Below are 13,948 nucleotides of genomic sequence, written 5' to 3'. Positions count from 1 at the left end.
CCGCTCCCACCGAGACAGACACAAAAAAGCCCCGACTCTCACGAGCCGGGGCTTTTTGTTACAACGCTACAACGGCTTAGCCGTTGAACACGTCATCCACGCTTTTCAGCGGGTAGTTCTTCGGATACGGCAGGGTCGCCACGCCGGTTTCGATCGCGGCCTTGGCCACAGCATCGGATACGACGGTGATCAGACGGGCATCCATTGGCTTCGGAATGATGTACTCACGGCCGAACTCCAGCGAATCAACGCCGTAGGCTGCACAAACTTCCTTCGGCACTGGCAGCTTGGCCAGGTCTTTCAGGGCGTTGGCGGCGGCGATCTTCATCTCTTCGTTGATGCGCTTGGCGCGAACGTCCAGGGCACCACGGAAGATGAACGGGAAGCCCAGCACGTTGTTGACCTGGTTCGGATAGTCGGAACGACCGGTGGCCATGATCACGTCGCTACGGGTAGCGTGCGCCAGCTCCGGGGCGATTTCCGGATCAGGGTTGGAGCAGGCGAAGACGATCGGGTTCGGTGCCATCGACTTCAGGCCTTCAGCGCTCAGCAGGTTCGGGCCGGACAGACCAACGAACACGTCAGCGCCTTGCAAGGCGTCAGCCAGGGTGCGCTTGTCGGTAGCGTGGGCGAAGACCGCCTTGTACTGGTTCAGGTCGTCACGGCCAGCGTGAATCACGCCAGTACGGTCAACCATGAAGATGTTCTCGATCTGCGCACCCATGCTCACCAGCAGCTTCATGCAGGAGATGGCGGCAGCGCCAGCGCCCAGGCAGACGATTTTGGCGTCAGCCAGGTTTTTGCCTGCGATTTCCAGAGCGTTGATCATGCCGGCAGCGGTAACGATCGCCGTGCCGTGCTGGTCATCGTGGAACACCGGGATGTCGCACTGTTCGATCAGCGCACGCTCGATCTCGAAGCACTCAGGCGCCTTGATATCTTCCAGGTTGATGCCACCGAAAGTGATGGAGATGCGCTTGACGGTGTCGATGAAGGCTTGTGGGCTTTCGGAGTCGACTTCGATATCGAAGACATCGATGCCAGCGAAACGCTTGAACAGAACACCCTTGCCTTCCATGACCGGCTTGGACGCCAGTGGGCCAAGGTTACCCAGACCAAGGATGGCGGTGCCGTCGGAAATGACTGCTACCAGATTGCCCTTGCCGGTGTACTTGTAAGCCAGCTCCGGATCGCGAGCAATTTCACGTACCGGCTCGGCCACGCCAGGGCTGTAGGCCAGCGCCAGGTCGCGAGCAGTCGCGGTAGGTTTGGTGAGCTCGACGCTCAGTTTCCCCGGACGAGGCTGAGCATGGTATTCGAGAGCGGCGGTTTTCAAATCTGACATGGTGGGCATTCCGCTATTTACTGTTCTGACGGACCGCCGAGGATACGCAAAGAGCAAAGGGCCGACAAGACTGGCCGGTCACTTGTGTCAAGGCCTTTAACCTACGACTTTCCGCCAAGAGCCGCAGCCTGCAAGGGTTTCAATGTGTACAATTGAAGAAAAAAATGTCCACAATTTTTTATCTTTCGACCCGCTCCAGCATCGAAGGATCAGTCAAAGGCAGCAACCAGCGCTTCTGCCCGGTTTTCAGGCCGCCTTTGCGGGAACGATCCAGCACCCAACCTCGCGCCTCGATGCTTCGGCCCTTGAGCCCATCAAGGAAGGAGGGAGGAAAATTGCGCTGCAGCCGCGCCGGGACCTGAAGCACCAACGTATCGTCGATTTCGATCCAGATACCTCCGCGATTCCGCTCGATACCCATAACTTTGCCGCCGATCAAGGCAAAGCCGGATTGCCGCACCTGTGCCGCCGGGATCACGGGTGATTGCCGCCATACACCGGCCTTCAGCTGACGAGCGGCACGCTCGGCCTGCTGCTGACAGTCGGTGAGGGACACGTTAGGAGCCACGGCAACCCGGTAGCCAAGGCCTTCGCTGAGCAGTTGTGCTTCAAAATTGTCGCCAGTGCGACCATAAATGTGCGCCAAGGTGCGCCCATACTTGTCCTTGGACTCGACGCCCGGCACCAGCTCGACCTCAGCCCCACTGGCCCTGACCAAGGCCTGCAAACGCTGACGAGCAGCCTCGGCGAAGGGTTCACTGGTTCGACCCTTGCGGCCGATTTCCGGGGCATTGAGGCCAATCAGGCGAACACTGCGCCCATCATTCAGACGCAAGGTATCGCCATCGACCACCTGGCGCACGGTTACCCGCTGGGGATCGACAGGCAGCGGACAGAAGGCCTGTGCCTGCAACTGCCAGATTGCGCCCACAAAAAAGGCGCCCACAAGGGACGCCTTTTTCAGCAGCATTGCCAAACCCATCGGCCCGGCTACGCGCAATCTTACTTCTTGCCGAACGCTGCGAAGCGATCTTCGAAGCGCTTGACGCGGCCGCCGGTATCCAGAGTCTTCTGCTTACCGGTGTAGAACGGGTGGCACTCGTTGCATACGTCGGTACCCAGTGGAGCGCACAGGGTCGAACGAGTTTCGAACTTGTTACCGCAGCTGCAGGTGACTGCGACTACTTCATAATTCGGGTGAATTTCTGGCTTCATGGTCACTTCCTCGACTGCGTGCCGCCACCCAACACCATTGTTGAATACCGCACGTAATTAGGCGGCGAATAATACCAGAGCATGCTGTCAACGCAAGTTGTCGCTTGCACCGACCGTCGTCTGCTAGGCTCGCCGGCTCTTGCTAACCCCCTTCAGAGAATTCATCGCGTGTCCGACGTCATTCTGCGCCTCGCCCTGCCCTCGCCCCTGCGGCGACTGTTCGACTACAGGGCGCCAGCGAGCATGGCGCGCCAGGCGCTGACCCCGGGCATGCGTATCCGCGTGCCCTTCGGGCGACGGGAAATGATCGGCATCCTGATCGAAATCACCGACAAGAGTGAGGTTGCGGCGGACAAACTCAAGCCGGCAATTGCCCTGCTCGACCCGATTTCGCCGCTGCCCCCGGCGCTGTTCAAGCTGTGCCTGTGGACGGCCCAGTACTACCAGCACAGCCTTGGCGACACCCTGAGCTGGGCCCTGCCGGTGCTGTTGCGCCAGGGCGAACCGGCCGAGGCCCGCCAGGAACGCTTCTGGCAGATTGCACCGGGGGCGCGCCTGGATGATCCGCGCATCGCCCGCGCGCCACGTCAGCGTGAAGCCCTGGCGACTCTGGCACAGCACCCCCACGGCGTCGCCCACACCCTGCTGAGCAAGCTGATGCTGAGCAAGGACAGCCTCGACCTGTTGCTGGCCAAAGACCTGGTCCAGGTCGAAGTGCGCCGCCATCTACCTCTGGAGCGCCACGAACACTGGCTGGCCCAACCCGAGCTGCCACTCAACGACGAACAACGCGCAGCCTTCAATGCCGTGCGTTCGGGCTTCGACAGTTTTCATGCCTTCCTGCTCGCCGGCGTGACCGGCAGCGGCAAGACCGAGGTCTACCTGCAACTGATCCGCGAAACCCTTGAGGCCGGAAAGCAGGCGCTGATCCTGATTCCGGAAATCAACCTCGGGCCGCAGACCCTGGCGCGCTTCGAACAGCGCTTCAACGCCCGCATCGCCCTGCTGCACTCGGCGGTCAATGACCGCGAACGCCTGGACGCCTGGCTGGCGGCCCGCGACGGCGAGGCCGATATCATCATTGGCACCCGCTCGGCACTGTTCACGCCGATGAAGCACCCTGGCCTGATCATCATCGACGAGGAGCACGACGGCTCCTATAAACAGCAAGAAGGCCTGCGCTACCACGCCCGCGACTTGGCCCTGGTGCGAGCGCGCCAGGAAAACATCCCGATCCTGCTCGGTTCGGCAACGCCATCACTGGAAAGCCTGCACAACGCCCACAGCGGCCGCTACGGCCTGCTGCGCCTCAACCAGCGCGCCGGTGGCGCCCAACAGCCACGCTTCCTGCGCCTGGACGTCAAGAGCCGACCACTGGACAGCGGCATCAGCGGGCCAATGCAACAGGCTATCGGCCAGACCCTGGCCGCTGGCCAGCAGGTGCTGGTATTCCTCAATCGCCGTGGCTTTGCCCCGACTCTGCTGTGCCATGATTGCGGCTGGATGTCCGAATGCCCGCGTTGCGACGCGCGCATGACCGTGCACCAACGCTCCAACGAACTGCGCTGCCACCACTGCGGTTACGACGAACGTGTGCCGCGCCAGTGCCCGCAATGCAACAAAGTCGACCTGCGCCCGGTGGGCGCTGGCACTGAGCGGGCCGAAGAACGCCTGAGCATTCTGTTCCCCGACTTTCCGGTACTGCGTGTGGACCGCGACAGCACCTCGCGCAAAGACGCCATGAACCAACTGTTCAACACCATCCAACGCGGCCAGCCGTGCATCCTGGTTGGCACCCAGATGCTCGCCAAAGGGCACCACTTCCCGCGAGTGACTCTGGTGGCGATCCTCGATGCCGATGGTGGCTTGTTCTCCGGCGATTTCCGCGCCAGCGAGCGCATGGCCCAGCTTATCGTTCAGGTCGCCGGCCGCGCGGGGCGCGCCGAGGAGCCTGGCAAGGTGATCATCCAGACCCATCTGGCTGACCACCCGCTACTGGTGCAACTGACCGAACAGGGCTACTTCGCCTTTGCCGAGCAGGCCCTGAGCGAGCGCCGCGCCGCAGGACTGCCACCGTTTGCCCACCTCGCCCTGCTGCGCGCCGAAGCGCACAAACCGGGACAGGCCGAGAGCTTCCTCGACGAAGCCTGCAGCTCGGCCGAACAACTGCTGGCGGAGCACAACCTGCAGGGCATCGAGCTGTTGGGCCCGGTACCGGCGCCGATGGAACGACGTGCGGGGCGTTTTCGTGCACAACTATTGCTCCAGGCCAATGCGCGGGCGCCTTTGCATCGACTGATCAGTGCCTGGTTGCTACTGTTGGAACAAATGCCGTCCGGGCGCCAGGTGCGCTGGTCTTTGGATGTAGACCCGGTAGATTTGTATTGACAGCCCCCCTGTGGGAGCGGGCTTGCCCCGCGATTAAAGTCACCACAAATCCCCCAAAGGTTGGCAACCTCGCCCCGGCAACGGATAATGTCCAGTTTTTCCACCTGCGCATCGAAGCGCCGCCGCGCTTGCGGTCGAAAGAGAAGCCCATGAAAGACACCATTCGCCAGCTTATCCAGCAAGCCCTCACCCAACTCGTCACCGACGGTGTGTTGCCTGAAGGGCTGACGCCGGCGATCCAGGTGGAAAACGCCCGGGACAAAACCCACGGCGACTTCGCCAGCAACATCGCGATGATGCTGGCCAAGCCGGCCGGCATGAAACCCCGCGAGCTGGCAGAAAAAATCATTGCCGCGCTGCCTGCCGACGAGCAGGTCAGCAAGGTCGAGATCGCCGGCCCGGGCTTTCTCAACTTCTTCCAGAATACCCAGGCCCTGGCCGCTCGCCTGGATGCCGCGCTGGCCGACGCCAAGCTCGGTGTGAGCAAGGCCGGCCCGCAGCAGAAGGTAGTGGTCGACCTGTCGGCCCCTAACCTGGCCAAAGAAATGCACGTCGGCCACCTGCGCTCGACCATCATCGGCGACGCCGTGTCGCGCGTCCTGGAGTTCCTCGGCGACACTGTGATTCGTCAGAACCACGTTGGCGACTGGGGCACCCAGTTCGGCATGCTGATGGCCTACCTGCAAGAGAACCCGATCACCAGCGACGAGCTGTCGGACCTGGAAAACTTCTACCGCGCGGCGAAAAAACGCTTCGACGAGTCGGAAGAGTTCGCCGACCGCGCCCGTGGCCTAGTGGTCAAGCTACAAGCCGGTGACGAGGACTGCCTGAAGCTGTGGACCCGCTTCAAGGACATCTCGCTGTCGCACTGCCAGAAGACGTACGAACTGCTCAACGTCAAACTGACCATGGCCGACGTCATGGGCGAAAGTGCCTATAACGATGATCTGGCCAATGTCGTCAACGACCTCAAGGCCAAGGGCCTGCTGGTTGAAAGCAAGGGCGCCCAGTGCGTGTTCCTTGAAGCGTTCAAGACCGCTGAAGGCGAGCCACTGCCCGTGATCGTGCAGAAGGCCGACGGCGGCTACCTGTATGCCACCACCGACCTGGCAGCCGTGCGCTATCGCAGCAACGTACTCAAGGCCGACCGCGCCCTGTACTTCGTCGACCAGCGCCAGGCCCTGCACTTCAACCAAGTGTTCGAAGTCGCCCGTCTGGCCGGCTTCGTCGGCCACCCGATGCAAATGGAACACATGGGCTTCGGCACCATGAACGGCGCCGATGGCCGCCCGTTCAAGACCCGCGACGGCGGCACGGTGAAGTTGATCGACCTGCTCACTGAAGCCAAGGAGCGCGCTTACACCCTGGTCAAAGAGAAGAACCCTGAGCTGCCAGAAGACGAACTGCGCGCAATCGGCCAGGTGGTCGGCATCGATGCGGTCAAGTACGCCGACCTGTCCAAGCACCGCACCAGCGACTACAGCTTCAACTTCGAACTGATGCTCAACTTCGAAGGCAACACCGCGCCGTACCTGCTGTACGCCTACACCCGCGTCGCTGGTGTGTTCCGCAAACTGGGCAAGCGCTTCGATGAAGTGGACGGCCAGATCGTCCTGCAAGCCGCCCAGGAACAAGACCTCGCCGCGCGCCTGGCACAATTCGGCGAAATCCTGAACAACGTCGCCGAAAAAGGCACCCCACACGTCCTCTGCGCCTACCTGTACGACGTCGCCGGCCTGTTCTCCAGCTTCTACGAGAACTGCCCGATCCTGGCCGCCGAAACCCCTGAACAACAGCAGAGCCGCCTGCGCCTGGCCGCCCTGACTGGCCGTACCCTCAAGCAAGGTCTGGAACTGCTCGGCCTGGAAACCCTGGAGCGTATGTAAGTTGGCTGCCAAGAAAAAACCCGCACCCAAGCGCGGCGCCAGTCGCAACCAGGCCCCTGCCAAGCAACCGATCCCGGGCTGGTTGTGGCTGGCGATCGGCCTGAGCGTCGGCGCCTTCATTGTGTTTCTGATGAAGCTTGAGCCGGGCAATGAAGAGGTCAAGCGCAGCAAGCCGGAACAGCAGAAAGCCGAGAAAGCCGCTGAAGCCAACAAGACTGCGCCGAGCCCGCAACAACCGGTCAAGCCCAAGTACGACTTCTATACCTTGCTGCCCGAGTCGGAAGTGATCGTGCCGCCTGAAGCGGTACCGGAGAAAACCCCGCCGGTACCGGCGCAACCGCCGGTCACTCCGGCTGAAGCGGCGAAGATCGATACCGCACGGGCCCAGGCCGCGCTGATGGGGCAGACGCCACCACCGGCACCAGCGGTGATCAAGCCGGCGGCAACAACCCAATTCTTCCTGCAGGCCGGGTCGTTCCGCAAACAGGCCGATGCCGACAAGGTCCGTGCGCAAATCATTCTGCTCGGCCAGGCGGTCAAGGTGGAGTCCGGCACCGTCAAAGAAGAAACCTGGTACCGGGTACTGGTCGGCCCGTTCAGCAATCGCGAACAGCTGACCGTGGCCCAGAAACAACTGGCCGGCAGCGGCTTCAGCAACCTGCTGCTACAGCAGCGTCAGACCCGCCAGTAATCCCGCCAGCGGCCTTGTCGGCAACGACAAGGCCGCGGCATTCAACGGCGCTGGGCGTTGGCCAGCGACACCTGGGTGTTCAGCGTCCAGAAGTCATACAAGACCCCGACCAGAAACAATCCACCCGTGCACAGGTAGATGATCCCGGTGATCCATTTGCCCTGGTACATACGGTGTACGCCGAAAATGCCGAGGAAGGTCAACAGGATCCAGCTCAGGCTGTAGTCCAGGGGGCCGGCGTGAAAACGCAGGTCAGCCTCGCGATCCATCGCCGGGATCAGGAACAGGTCGATCAGCCAGCCGATGCCCAGCAGTCCCAAGGTGAAAAACCAGATCGTACCGGTGACAGGCTTGCCGTAATAAAACCGGTGCGCCCCGGTAAAGCCGAAAATCCACAGCAGATAACCGATCACCTTGCTGTGCGTGTCATGCAGCTGTCCATCCTGTTGATAACTGTTCATTCATAGCCTCTGAGGGTTATCGATAAATTTTCTAAGAAAAAATGTGACTTTTTTGTGTTAGGGCGACGGACGGACGGAACCAATCGACCAGCGGATCAAAAATTGATCAGAAAGCTGTTATAAAGTTGCGCGCTAACCAACAAGAGCCCTGCCCATGCGTCATCTTTTCAAGACATGGCTGACCCTTTGCCTATTATTGCCACTGGCCGCCCACGCCACCAACCGTGAGCAACGTTTACCCAACGGCTTCTCCACCCAGTCCACTTATTCTGCGGCTGCACGTTCGAACAAGAACGTCAGCACCAAGGCCCAGCTCCGCACCCGCCCCAGCAAGCCAAGCCTGCCGGTCGCGTCGATGTCGCCGCAGCAGAGCAGCGATGTGCTCAGCCGTGCCGTCAATGTCCTGGGCACGCCTTATCGTTGGGGCGGCAGCAGCCCGAGCAAAGGCTTCGACTGCAGCGGCCTGGTCAAGTATGCCTTCAACGACATCGCTGACGTCGACCTGCCCCGAACCTCCAATGCCATGGCCCAGGGTCACGGGGTGAAAGTCGATCGTAATAACCTCAAGCCCGGCGATCTGATCTTTTTCAACATCAAGAGCCGGCGGGTCAATCATGTTGCCATCTATCTGGGCAACGACCGCTTCATCCACGCCCCGCGTACGGGCAAGCGAGTCAGCATCGACACGCTGAACAAGCCGTTCTGGCGCAGCCGCTATGTGGTTGCCAAGCGCGTCCTGCCGAAAAGCCAGCAATTGGCCCTGGCCAAGCGTTAATGCCATTCATGCGTCCGCACGTGGGCGCTTTCAAGGTTGATCACTCCACGCGTCACCAGGCCCTGCAGGCAACTGTCCAGGGTCTGCATACCTGACGCCCCGCCCGTTTGTATCGTCGAATACAGCTGCGCCACTTTGCCTTCGCGCACCAGGCTGCGCACTGCCGGCGTGGCCAGCAGAATCTCATGCGCCGCCACGCGTCCACCGTCCACTTTCTCCACCAGCACCTGTGACACCACCGCTTGCAGGGCTTCGGCGAGCATGGCGCGAACCAGCAGCTTTTCCTCAGCGGCAAAGACATCCACCAGCCGGTCGATGGTTTTTGCCGCCGACCCGGCGTGCACCGTAGCCAACACCAGATGCCCGGTTTCCGCAGCGGTCAGCGCCAGGCGAATCGTTTGAGCGTCACGCAGTTCACCGAGCATGATCACATCCGGGTCCTGACGCAGCGCAGCGCGCAAGGCCTGAGCAAAGCCATGGCTATGCCGGCCGATTTCACGCTGGCTGATCATGCTGCGTTGTGGCTTGTGGATAAACTCGATGGGGTCTTCCAGGGTGAGAATGTGCAACTGCCGCTCTCGATTCAGGTGATCAAGCAAAGCCGCCAGAGTGGTGGACTTGCCGGAACCGGTTGGGCCAGTGACCAGCACTAGCCCCGCAGGCAACTCGGCAATCTTCCGGAACACGTCGCCCAAACCCAGCTCGGCAAGGCTGTACACCTGACTCGGGATCACTCGTAGCACCGCCGACGGCCCTCGGCACTGGGTGAACGCATTGACCCGAAACCGGGCCAGATCCGGTACAGCGATGGAAAAATCGATTTCCAGAAGCGTTTCGAAATCCTTTTTCTGCGCTGCGGTCATCAACTGCCCCAGCAATTCAAGCACCTGTTCAGCACTCAGGGCTGGCAGATCCACACGGCACATTCGTCCATCCAGACGTATGGCCGGCACCTCTGCCGCCGCCAGGTGCAGGTCCGAGGCCCCGGCCCTTGTCGCCAGGGCCAACAGTTCAGTCACATCCATGAGACTCCCCAAAGGCTGCCAAGCAGGTAGAATGCCGCAGACCCAAAGAGCCGCCGGCATCGATCAATGTCCACCATAGCAGACAACCTTTCCACGCTCACCGCCCGCATCAGCGCTGCCGCCAAGGCCGCTGGACGTGCGCCATCCGACATCCGCCTGCTGGCGGTGAGCAAGACCAAACCCGCCGCCGCCGTGCGTGAAGCCTTTGCTGCCGGGGTTCGCGATGTGGGCGAAAACTACCTGCAGGAAGCCTTGAACAAACAGGGCGAATTGACCGACCTGCCCTTGACCTGGCACTTCATCGGCCCCATTCAGTCAAACAAGACTCGCGCGATTGCCGAGCATTTTGACTGGGTACATTCCGTGGACCGCCTGAAAATCGCCCAACGCCTGTCCGAGCAACGCCCTGAGGGCCTCACGCCGCTGAGTATCTGCCTGCAGGTGAATGTCAGTGGCGAGACCAGCAAATCCGGCTGCACGCCGGAAGAACTGCCGGCGCTGGCAAGCGCCATCGCCGCGCTGCCCCGACTGCGGCTACGCGGATTGATGGCGATTCCTGAACCGACCGACGATCGTGCCGCTCAGGAGGCCGCATTTGCCCGGGTTCGCGAACTGCAAGACAGTCTCGGCCTGAGCCTGGACACCCTTTCCATGGGCATGAGCCACGACCTGGAAGCGGCCATTGCCCAGGGCGCGACCTGGGTGCGTATCGGCACCGCGCTGTTCGGCGCCCGCGACTACGGCCAGCCCTAGACCTATGGCTTTTTCAACTTTTCCCCTAAAGGACCTGACATGAGCAAGACTCGTATTGCCTTTATCGGCGCCGGCAACATGGCCGCCAGCCTGATCGGCGGCCTGCGCGCCCAGGGCCTGGACGCCTCGCAGATCCGCGCCAGTGATCCGGGTGCCGAGCAGCGGGCGAAAGTCCACGCCGAGCACGGCATTGAAATGTTTGCCAACAACGCCGATGCCGTCGAAGGTGCCGACGTTGTCGTCCTGGCGGTCAAGCCCCAGGCCATGAAGGCCGTGTGCGAAGCGCTCAAACCCAGCCTCAAACCCGAGCAACTGGTAGTGTCGATTGCCGCCGGGATCACCTGCGCCAGCATGAACAACTGGCTCGGCGCACAACCGATCGTACGCTGTATGCCCAACACCCCGGCGCTGCTGCGCCAAGGTGTGAGCGGCCTGTACGCCACCGCCGAAGTCTCCGCAGCGCAGCGCCAGCAAGCAGAGCAACTGCTGTCGGCGGTGGGTATTGCCCTGTGGCTGGACAGCGAACAACAGCTCGACGCCGTCACCGCCGTTTCCGGCAGCGGCCCGGCGTACTTCTTCCTGTTGATCGAAGCCATGACTGCCGCTGGCGAAAAGCTTGGCCTGCCACGCGAAACCGCCGCCAAGCTGACCCTGCAAACCGCCCTAGGCGCTGCGCATATGGCCGCCAGCAGCGATGTTGATGCCGCCGAACTGCGTCGCCGCGTCACTTCCCCTGCGGGCACTACTGAAGCGGCGATCAAGTCGTTCCAGGCCGATGGATTCGAAGCGTTGGTGGAAAAAGCGCTCAGCGCTGCCGCGCATCGCTCGGCCGAGATGGCCGAACAACTGGGCAACTAAGGAGCCGAACATGATCGGATTGAACACCGCTGCCATCTACGTCCTGCAAACCCTGGGCAGCCTTTACCTGCTGATCATCATGCTGCGTTTCATCCTGCAGCTGGTTCGCGCCGACTTCTACAACCCGCTCAGCCAGTTCGCCGTGCGCGCCACCCAGCCGCTGCTCAAGCCAATGCGCCGGGTCATCCCGAGTCTGTTCGGTCTGGATATGTCGTCGCTGCTGCTGGCAATTATCGTCCAGCTGCTGATCATGGGCCTGACCCTGCTGCTGGCCTACGGCACCACCGGTAACCCGCTGCAATTGCTGGTCTGGTCGATAATTGGCGTGACCGCATTGTTCCTGAAGATTTTCTTCTTCGCCCTGATTATCAGCGTGATCCTTTCCTGGGTCGCCCCGGGCAGCCACAACCCGGGGGCCGAGCTGATCAACCAGATCTGCGATCCTTTCCTGGCACCGTTTCGCCGCCTGCTGCCGAATCTGGGTGGCCTGGATATCTCGCCAATCCTGGCGTTCATAGCCTTGAAGCTGATCGACATGCTGGTGATCAACAATCTGGCAGCGATGACGGCCATGCCGGAGATGCTGCGCCTGTTGGTCTGATCCTGATACCCCAGGGGCTGCTGCGCAGCCCACCCATCGCGGGTTAAGCCCGCGATGCTTTTGATCCTGGCCTTTGCGCTGAAGTTGAATTGCGCCAGTGATTACCTGAACCAACCGATAATTTTACCGATACCGCCCAGTAGAAAAAGCAAGCTCACGAACGATATCAAGCCCCACTGCAAAACCGCCAGTTTTCGCTTAAGCTGGGCTGGAAAATTGTTTAAATCTTCGGCACTCAAGCTACCGCGCTTTAGATAAAAGCCAGAAAACGTAACAAATCCAGAAATACCACCGACCAATAGGAATGCTTTAATTTTCCGGGCGTGGCCGAGACCACTATTTTCGTCGAAGTCGACCCAGCACAGCGACAAAACAGAAGACCAACAAAGCGGTAATAACTACAGAAAACACACAGAGACCCAAGAAATAATATTTGTCCCAGTTATCTCCTTGTATAACGCCTGCGTACTTAGAAATAATTTCATAAAACCTGACTTCTGGAAAAGTCAAAAAAGAGATCGTCAAGACAACTGTGAATATCGCAAACTCCAGAACCCATAAAGCCGCATATTTTGTAGCTCGCATTAGTATACCTGCACCGTACCAAAGGCTTTTAATGTGGTCGTTGGATTGAAAGTCGCGGTCTTCAATAATGCCTCACGTAAAATCATAAAATCAGAAAGACGAGGGAGTGTTATACACCCCTCGCTTACACCTTTATATCCGGCTGGATGCAATCGGAAATGTCCACGTTCTACGCTATTTATAAATGTTAGGTCATCTATATTTGAGTCTTGTCGATACAGAGCAAACCATATACTCCGATCTGATCCAGATACGAGAGACACGAAGGAGTCTCGAATACCGGTTACTAGCCCACCACTTCCCCTCGTAACAATATAGTAGTTGCCGGGAGGAAGCGGTCCGGCACTTGGAGTTGCTACGGCATTGGGGTCATTTCGGCTGCTCTCCATCCCTGAATAGGCAGGAAAAAAACCCACCCCGGGGCATGACAGATTCGATAAGGCACCTCCGTTCAAATGGAACGTGCATCTGATCATCTTTCATCCCAACTGTCTGAAAAAATTATATTACCGTCGCAGTGCTTCCATGTTATTTTTTCGTATCGGAGCCCCACAATTTCGAGGTGGTTATGCTTTTCCATCGCTGGATTTTTACAATCGTGCATCACGGGGCAAATAGATATGACTTTTACGCTCTCTAAAAACATATTGAAATATTCTTGTTCTTGCCCCATATGATTGATGCTATACCATTTTATCTCTACTGACTTTAGCGTCTGCCCCTTTGCCACTGCCTTATAGAGATATGGGCTAGAGGAATCAAATTCTTTTTCAAATGTCAGAGGTGCATGAATACGAGTACCTGTGACTTTTCCTGTCATATTATCTGTCGGAAGGTGTAGTCCATGCCCGAATCCGAGCACTTCTACACTTCCCTCCCGGCCGGCAATATCTACAGATCCTTTAATGTCCGCTCCGCCATCATCCTTCAACCATAAATATGCTGGAATAGCCATTTTGAAAGTCCTTATCTAATGAGGTTCCCGATTCACACTATCAACCTATAAACATTGACCGCAATAATCTTGTCATCCCGGCCAATGAAACATCCTTCATTCATTGATTTTTTCTCCATTTCATCCGACCGTGCCCAGGGTGTTCCCGACCGTAGGTTGTGACCGTCAGCTTTGAGAGATCCGGCTGCCTCCCCCTTTCCTTCGGCAAGCGCACTGAGCCGGGCGAATATCGGGACGGTGATGTATAAAACGATGGGACCCTAGCAGCGTCGCGACTCCAATGGCAGGGCATCAGGAGCGAATAGGAAATTACGCAAAGAAAAACATCCAATTCCTACACGGCAACCCAACCACCACACTCTGCTGCCCTCTCGCTCCGGTTCGCACCGTCGCCCTTTCGTATGCGTCCG

14 protein-coding genes are annotated in these 13,948 nt (G+C 59.4%); 7 read left to right on the top strand and 7 right to left on the bottom strand.

The features are described from left to right. Window positions 1-76 precede the first annotated feature (76 nt). The 3 genes from C6382_RS13235 to rpmE all read right to left on the bottom strand — a co-directional run bounded on the left by C6382_RS13235 (window position 77) and on the right by rpmE (window position 2,560). A complete protein-coding gene (locus tag C6382_RS13235) occupies window positions 77-1,345 on the bottom strand; it encodes a malic enzyme-like NAD(P)-binding protein (RefSeq protein WP_107024886.1) in 1,269 nt (422 codons plus the stop codon). Between the two features lie 178 nt (window positions 1,346-1,523). After that, window positions 1,524-2,345, bottom strand: a complete 822-nt coding sequence (locus tag C6382_RS13230; RefSeq protein WP_107024885.1) for a thermonuclease family protein — start codon at window positions 2,343-2,345, stop codon at window positions 1,524-1,526. A 2-nt stretch (window positions 2,346-2,347) separates the two neighbouring features. After that, window positions 2,348-2,560, bottom strand: coding sequence for a 50S ribosomal protein L31 (rpmE, locus tag C6382_RS13225; protein ID WP_107024884.1), 213 nt, complete (start codon window positions 2,558-2,560; stop codon window positions 2,348-2,350). A 168-nt stretch (window positions 2,561-2,728) separates the two neighbouring features. Here rpmE and C6382_RS13220 point away from each other — a divergent pair, with 168 nt between their 5' ends. The 3 genes from C6382_RS13220 to C6382_RS13210 all read left to right on the top strand — a co-directional run bounded on the left by C6382_RS13220 (window position 2,729) and on the right by C6382_RS13210 (window position 7,525). Then, entirely contained in the window at window positions 2,729-4,948 is a 2,220-nt protein-coding gene (locus C6382_RS13220; protein WP_107024883.1) for a primosomal protein N', read from the top strand. Window positions 4,949-5,097: 149 nt separating this feature from the next. Continuing rightward, window positions 5,098-6,834, top strand: coding sequence for an arginine--tRNA ligase (gene argS / locus C6382_RS13215; protein WP_107024882.1), 1,737 nt, complete (start codon window positions 5,098-5,100; stop codon window positions 6,832-6,834). A gap of 1 nt (window position 6,835) precedes the next feature. Beyond that, window positions 6,836-7,525 carry an SPOR domain-containing protein gene (locus C6382_RS13210; protein ID WP_107024881.1) on the top strand — a complete coding sequence of 230 codons (690 nt, stop codon included), beginning with the start codon at window positions 6,836-6,838 and terminating at the stop codon, window positions 7,523-7,525. Window positions 7,526-7,566: 41 nt separating this feature from the next. On the opposite strand, the gene C6382_RS13205 is transcribed toward C6382_RS13210, so the two are convergent. Continuing rightward, window positions 7,567-7,986: a TM2 domain-containing protein gene (locus tag C6382_RS13205; RefSeq protein ID WP_038615556.1), complete on the bottom strand. Its 420-nt coding sequence runs from the start codon at window positions 7,984-7,986 to the stop codon at window positions 7,567-7,569. A 154-nt stretch (window positions 7,987-8,140) separates the two neighbouring features. Here C6382_RS13205 and C6382_RS13200 point away from each other — a divergent pair, with 154 nt between their 5' ends. Continuing rightward, window positions 8,141-8,761 (top strand): C40 family peptidase, encoded by a 621-nt coding sequence (locus C6382_RS13200; RefSeq protein WP_107024880.1) that lies wholly within the window; start codon window positions 8,141-8,143, stop codon window positions 8,759-8,761. On the opposite strand, the gene C6382_RS13195 is transcribed toward C6382_RS13200, so the two are convergent. Next, window positions 8,758-9,786, bottom strand: a complete 1,029-nt coding sequence (locus C6382_RS13195; protein ID WP_107024879.1) for a type IV pilus twitching motility protein PilT — start codon at window positions 9,784-9,786, stop codon at window positions 8,758-8,760. The two genes, C6382_RS13200 and C6382_RS13195, sit on opposite strands and share 4 nt — an antisense overlap. Before the next feature lie 66 nt (window positions 9,787-9,852). Here C6382_RS13195 and C6382_RS13190 point away from each other — a divergent pair, with 66 nt between their 5' ends. From C6382_RS13190 to C6382_RS13180, 3 genes are read left to right on the top strand one after another with little or no spacing between them, the layout of a single operon-like run. Next, window positions 9,853-10,539: a YggS family pyridoxal phosphate-dependent enzyme gene (locus C6382_RS13190; RefSeq protein WP_107024878.1), complete on the top strand. Its 687-nt coding sequence runs from the start codon at window positions 9,853-9,855 to the stop codon at window positions 10,537-10,539. A 39-nt stretch (window positions 10,540-10,578) separates the two neighbouring features. Then, a complete protein-coding gene (gene proC / locus C6382_RS13185; protein WP_107024877.1) occupies window positions 10,579-11,397 on the top strand; it encodes a pyrroline-5-carboxylate reductase in 819 nt (272 codons plus the stop codon). 10 nt (window positions 11,398-11,407) lie between these two features. Next, window positions 11,408-11,998: a YggT family protein gene (locus tag C6382_RS13180; RefSeq protein WP_107024876.1), complete on the top strand. Its 591-nt coding sequence runs from the start codon at window positions 11,408-11,410 to the stop codon at window positions 11,996-11,998. Window positions 11,999-12,582: 584 nt separating this feature from the next. On the opposite strand, the gene C6382_RS24655 is transcribed toward C6382_RS13180, so the two are convergent. Together C6382_RS24655 and C6382_RS13165 are read right to left on the bottom strand one after the other, a co-directional pair. Beyond that, the gene (locus C6382_RS24655; protein WP_107024875.1) at window positions 12,583-13,059 is read right to left on the bottom strand and encodes a DUF2778 domain-containing protein; all 477 of its coding nucleotides are present in this window, start codon (window positions 13,057-13,059) and stop codon (window positions 12,583-12,585) included. Then, window positions 13,056-13,538: an Hcp family type VI secretion system effector gene (locus C6382_RS13165; protein ID WP_107024874.1), complete on the bottom strand. Its 483-nt coding sequence runs from the start codon at window positions 13,536-13,538 to the stop codon at window positions 13,056-13,058. Before C6382_RS13165 ends, C6382_RS24655 begins: the two co-directional genes overlap by 4 nt. Window positions 13,539-13,948: the final 410 nt, after the last annotated feature.

The organism is Pseudomonas sp. BBP2017, from assembly GCF_003024385.1.
GTDB lineage: Bacteria > Pseudomonadota > Gammaproteobacteria > Pseudomonadales > Pseudomonadaceae > Aquipseudomonas.
The sequence above is the reverse complement of the archived record's forward strand: the minus strand, read 5'-3'. Positions and strand labels throughout refer to the sequence as shown.

Coding starts and splice junctions, on each gene's coding strand:
- argS (WP_107024882.1), top strand. CDS start 5,098: ATGAAAGACACCATTCGCCAGCTTATCCAGCAAGCCCTCACCCAACTC.
- C6382_RS13195 (WP_107024879.1), bottom strand. CDS start 9,786: ATGGATGTGACTGAACTGTTGGCCCTGGCGACAAGGGCCGGGGCCTCG.
- C6382_RS13200 (WP_107024880.1), top strand. CDS start 8,141: ATGCGTCATCTTTTCAAGACATGGCTGACCCTTTGCCTATTATTGCCA.
- C6382_RS13180 (WP_107024876.1), top strand. CDS start 11,408: ATGATCGGATTGAACACCGCTGCCATCTACGTCCTGCAAACCCTGGGC.
- C6382_RS13165 (WP_107024874.1), bottom strand. CDS start 13,538: ATGGCTATTCCAGCATATTTATGGTTGAAGGATGATGGCGGAGCGGAC.
- proC (WP_107024877.1), top strand. CDS start 10,579: ATGAGCAAGACTCGTATTGCCTTTATCGGCGCCGGCAACATGGCCGCC.
- C6382_RS13235 (WP_107024886.1), bottom strand. CDS start 1,345: ATGTCAGATTTGAAAACCGCCGCTCTCGAATACCATGCTCAGCCTCGT.
- C6382_RS13190 (WP_107024878.1), top strand. CDS start 9,853: ATGTCCACCATAGCAGACAACCTTTCCACGCTCACCGCCCGCATCAGC.
- C6382_RS13205 (WP_038615556.1), bottom strand. CDS start 7,986: ATGAACAGTTATCAACAGGATGGACAGCTGCATGACACGCACAGCAAG.
- C6382_RS24655 (WP_107024875.1), bottom strand. CDS start 13,059: ATGATCAGATGCACGTTCCATTTGAACGGAGGTGCCTTATCGAATCTG.
- rpmE (WP_107024884.1), bottom strand. CDS start 2,560: ATGAAGCCAGAAATTCACCCGAATTATGAAGTAGTCGCAGTCACCTGC.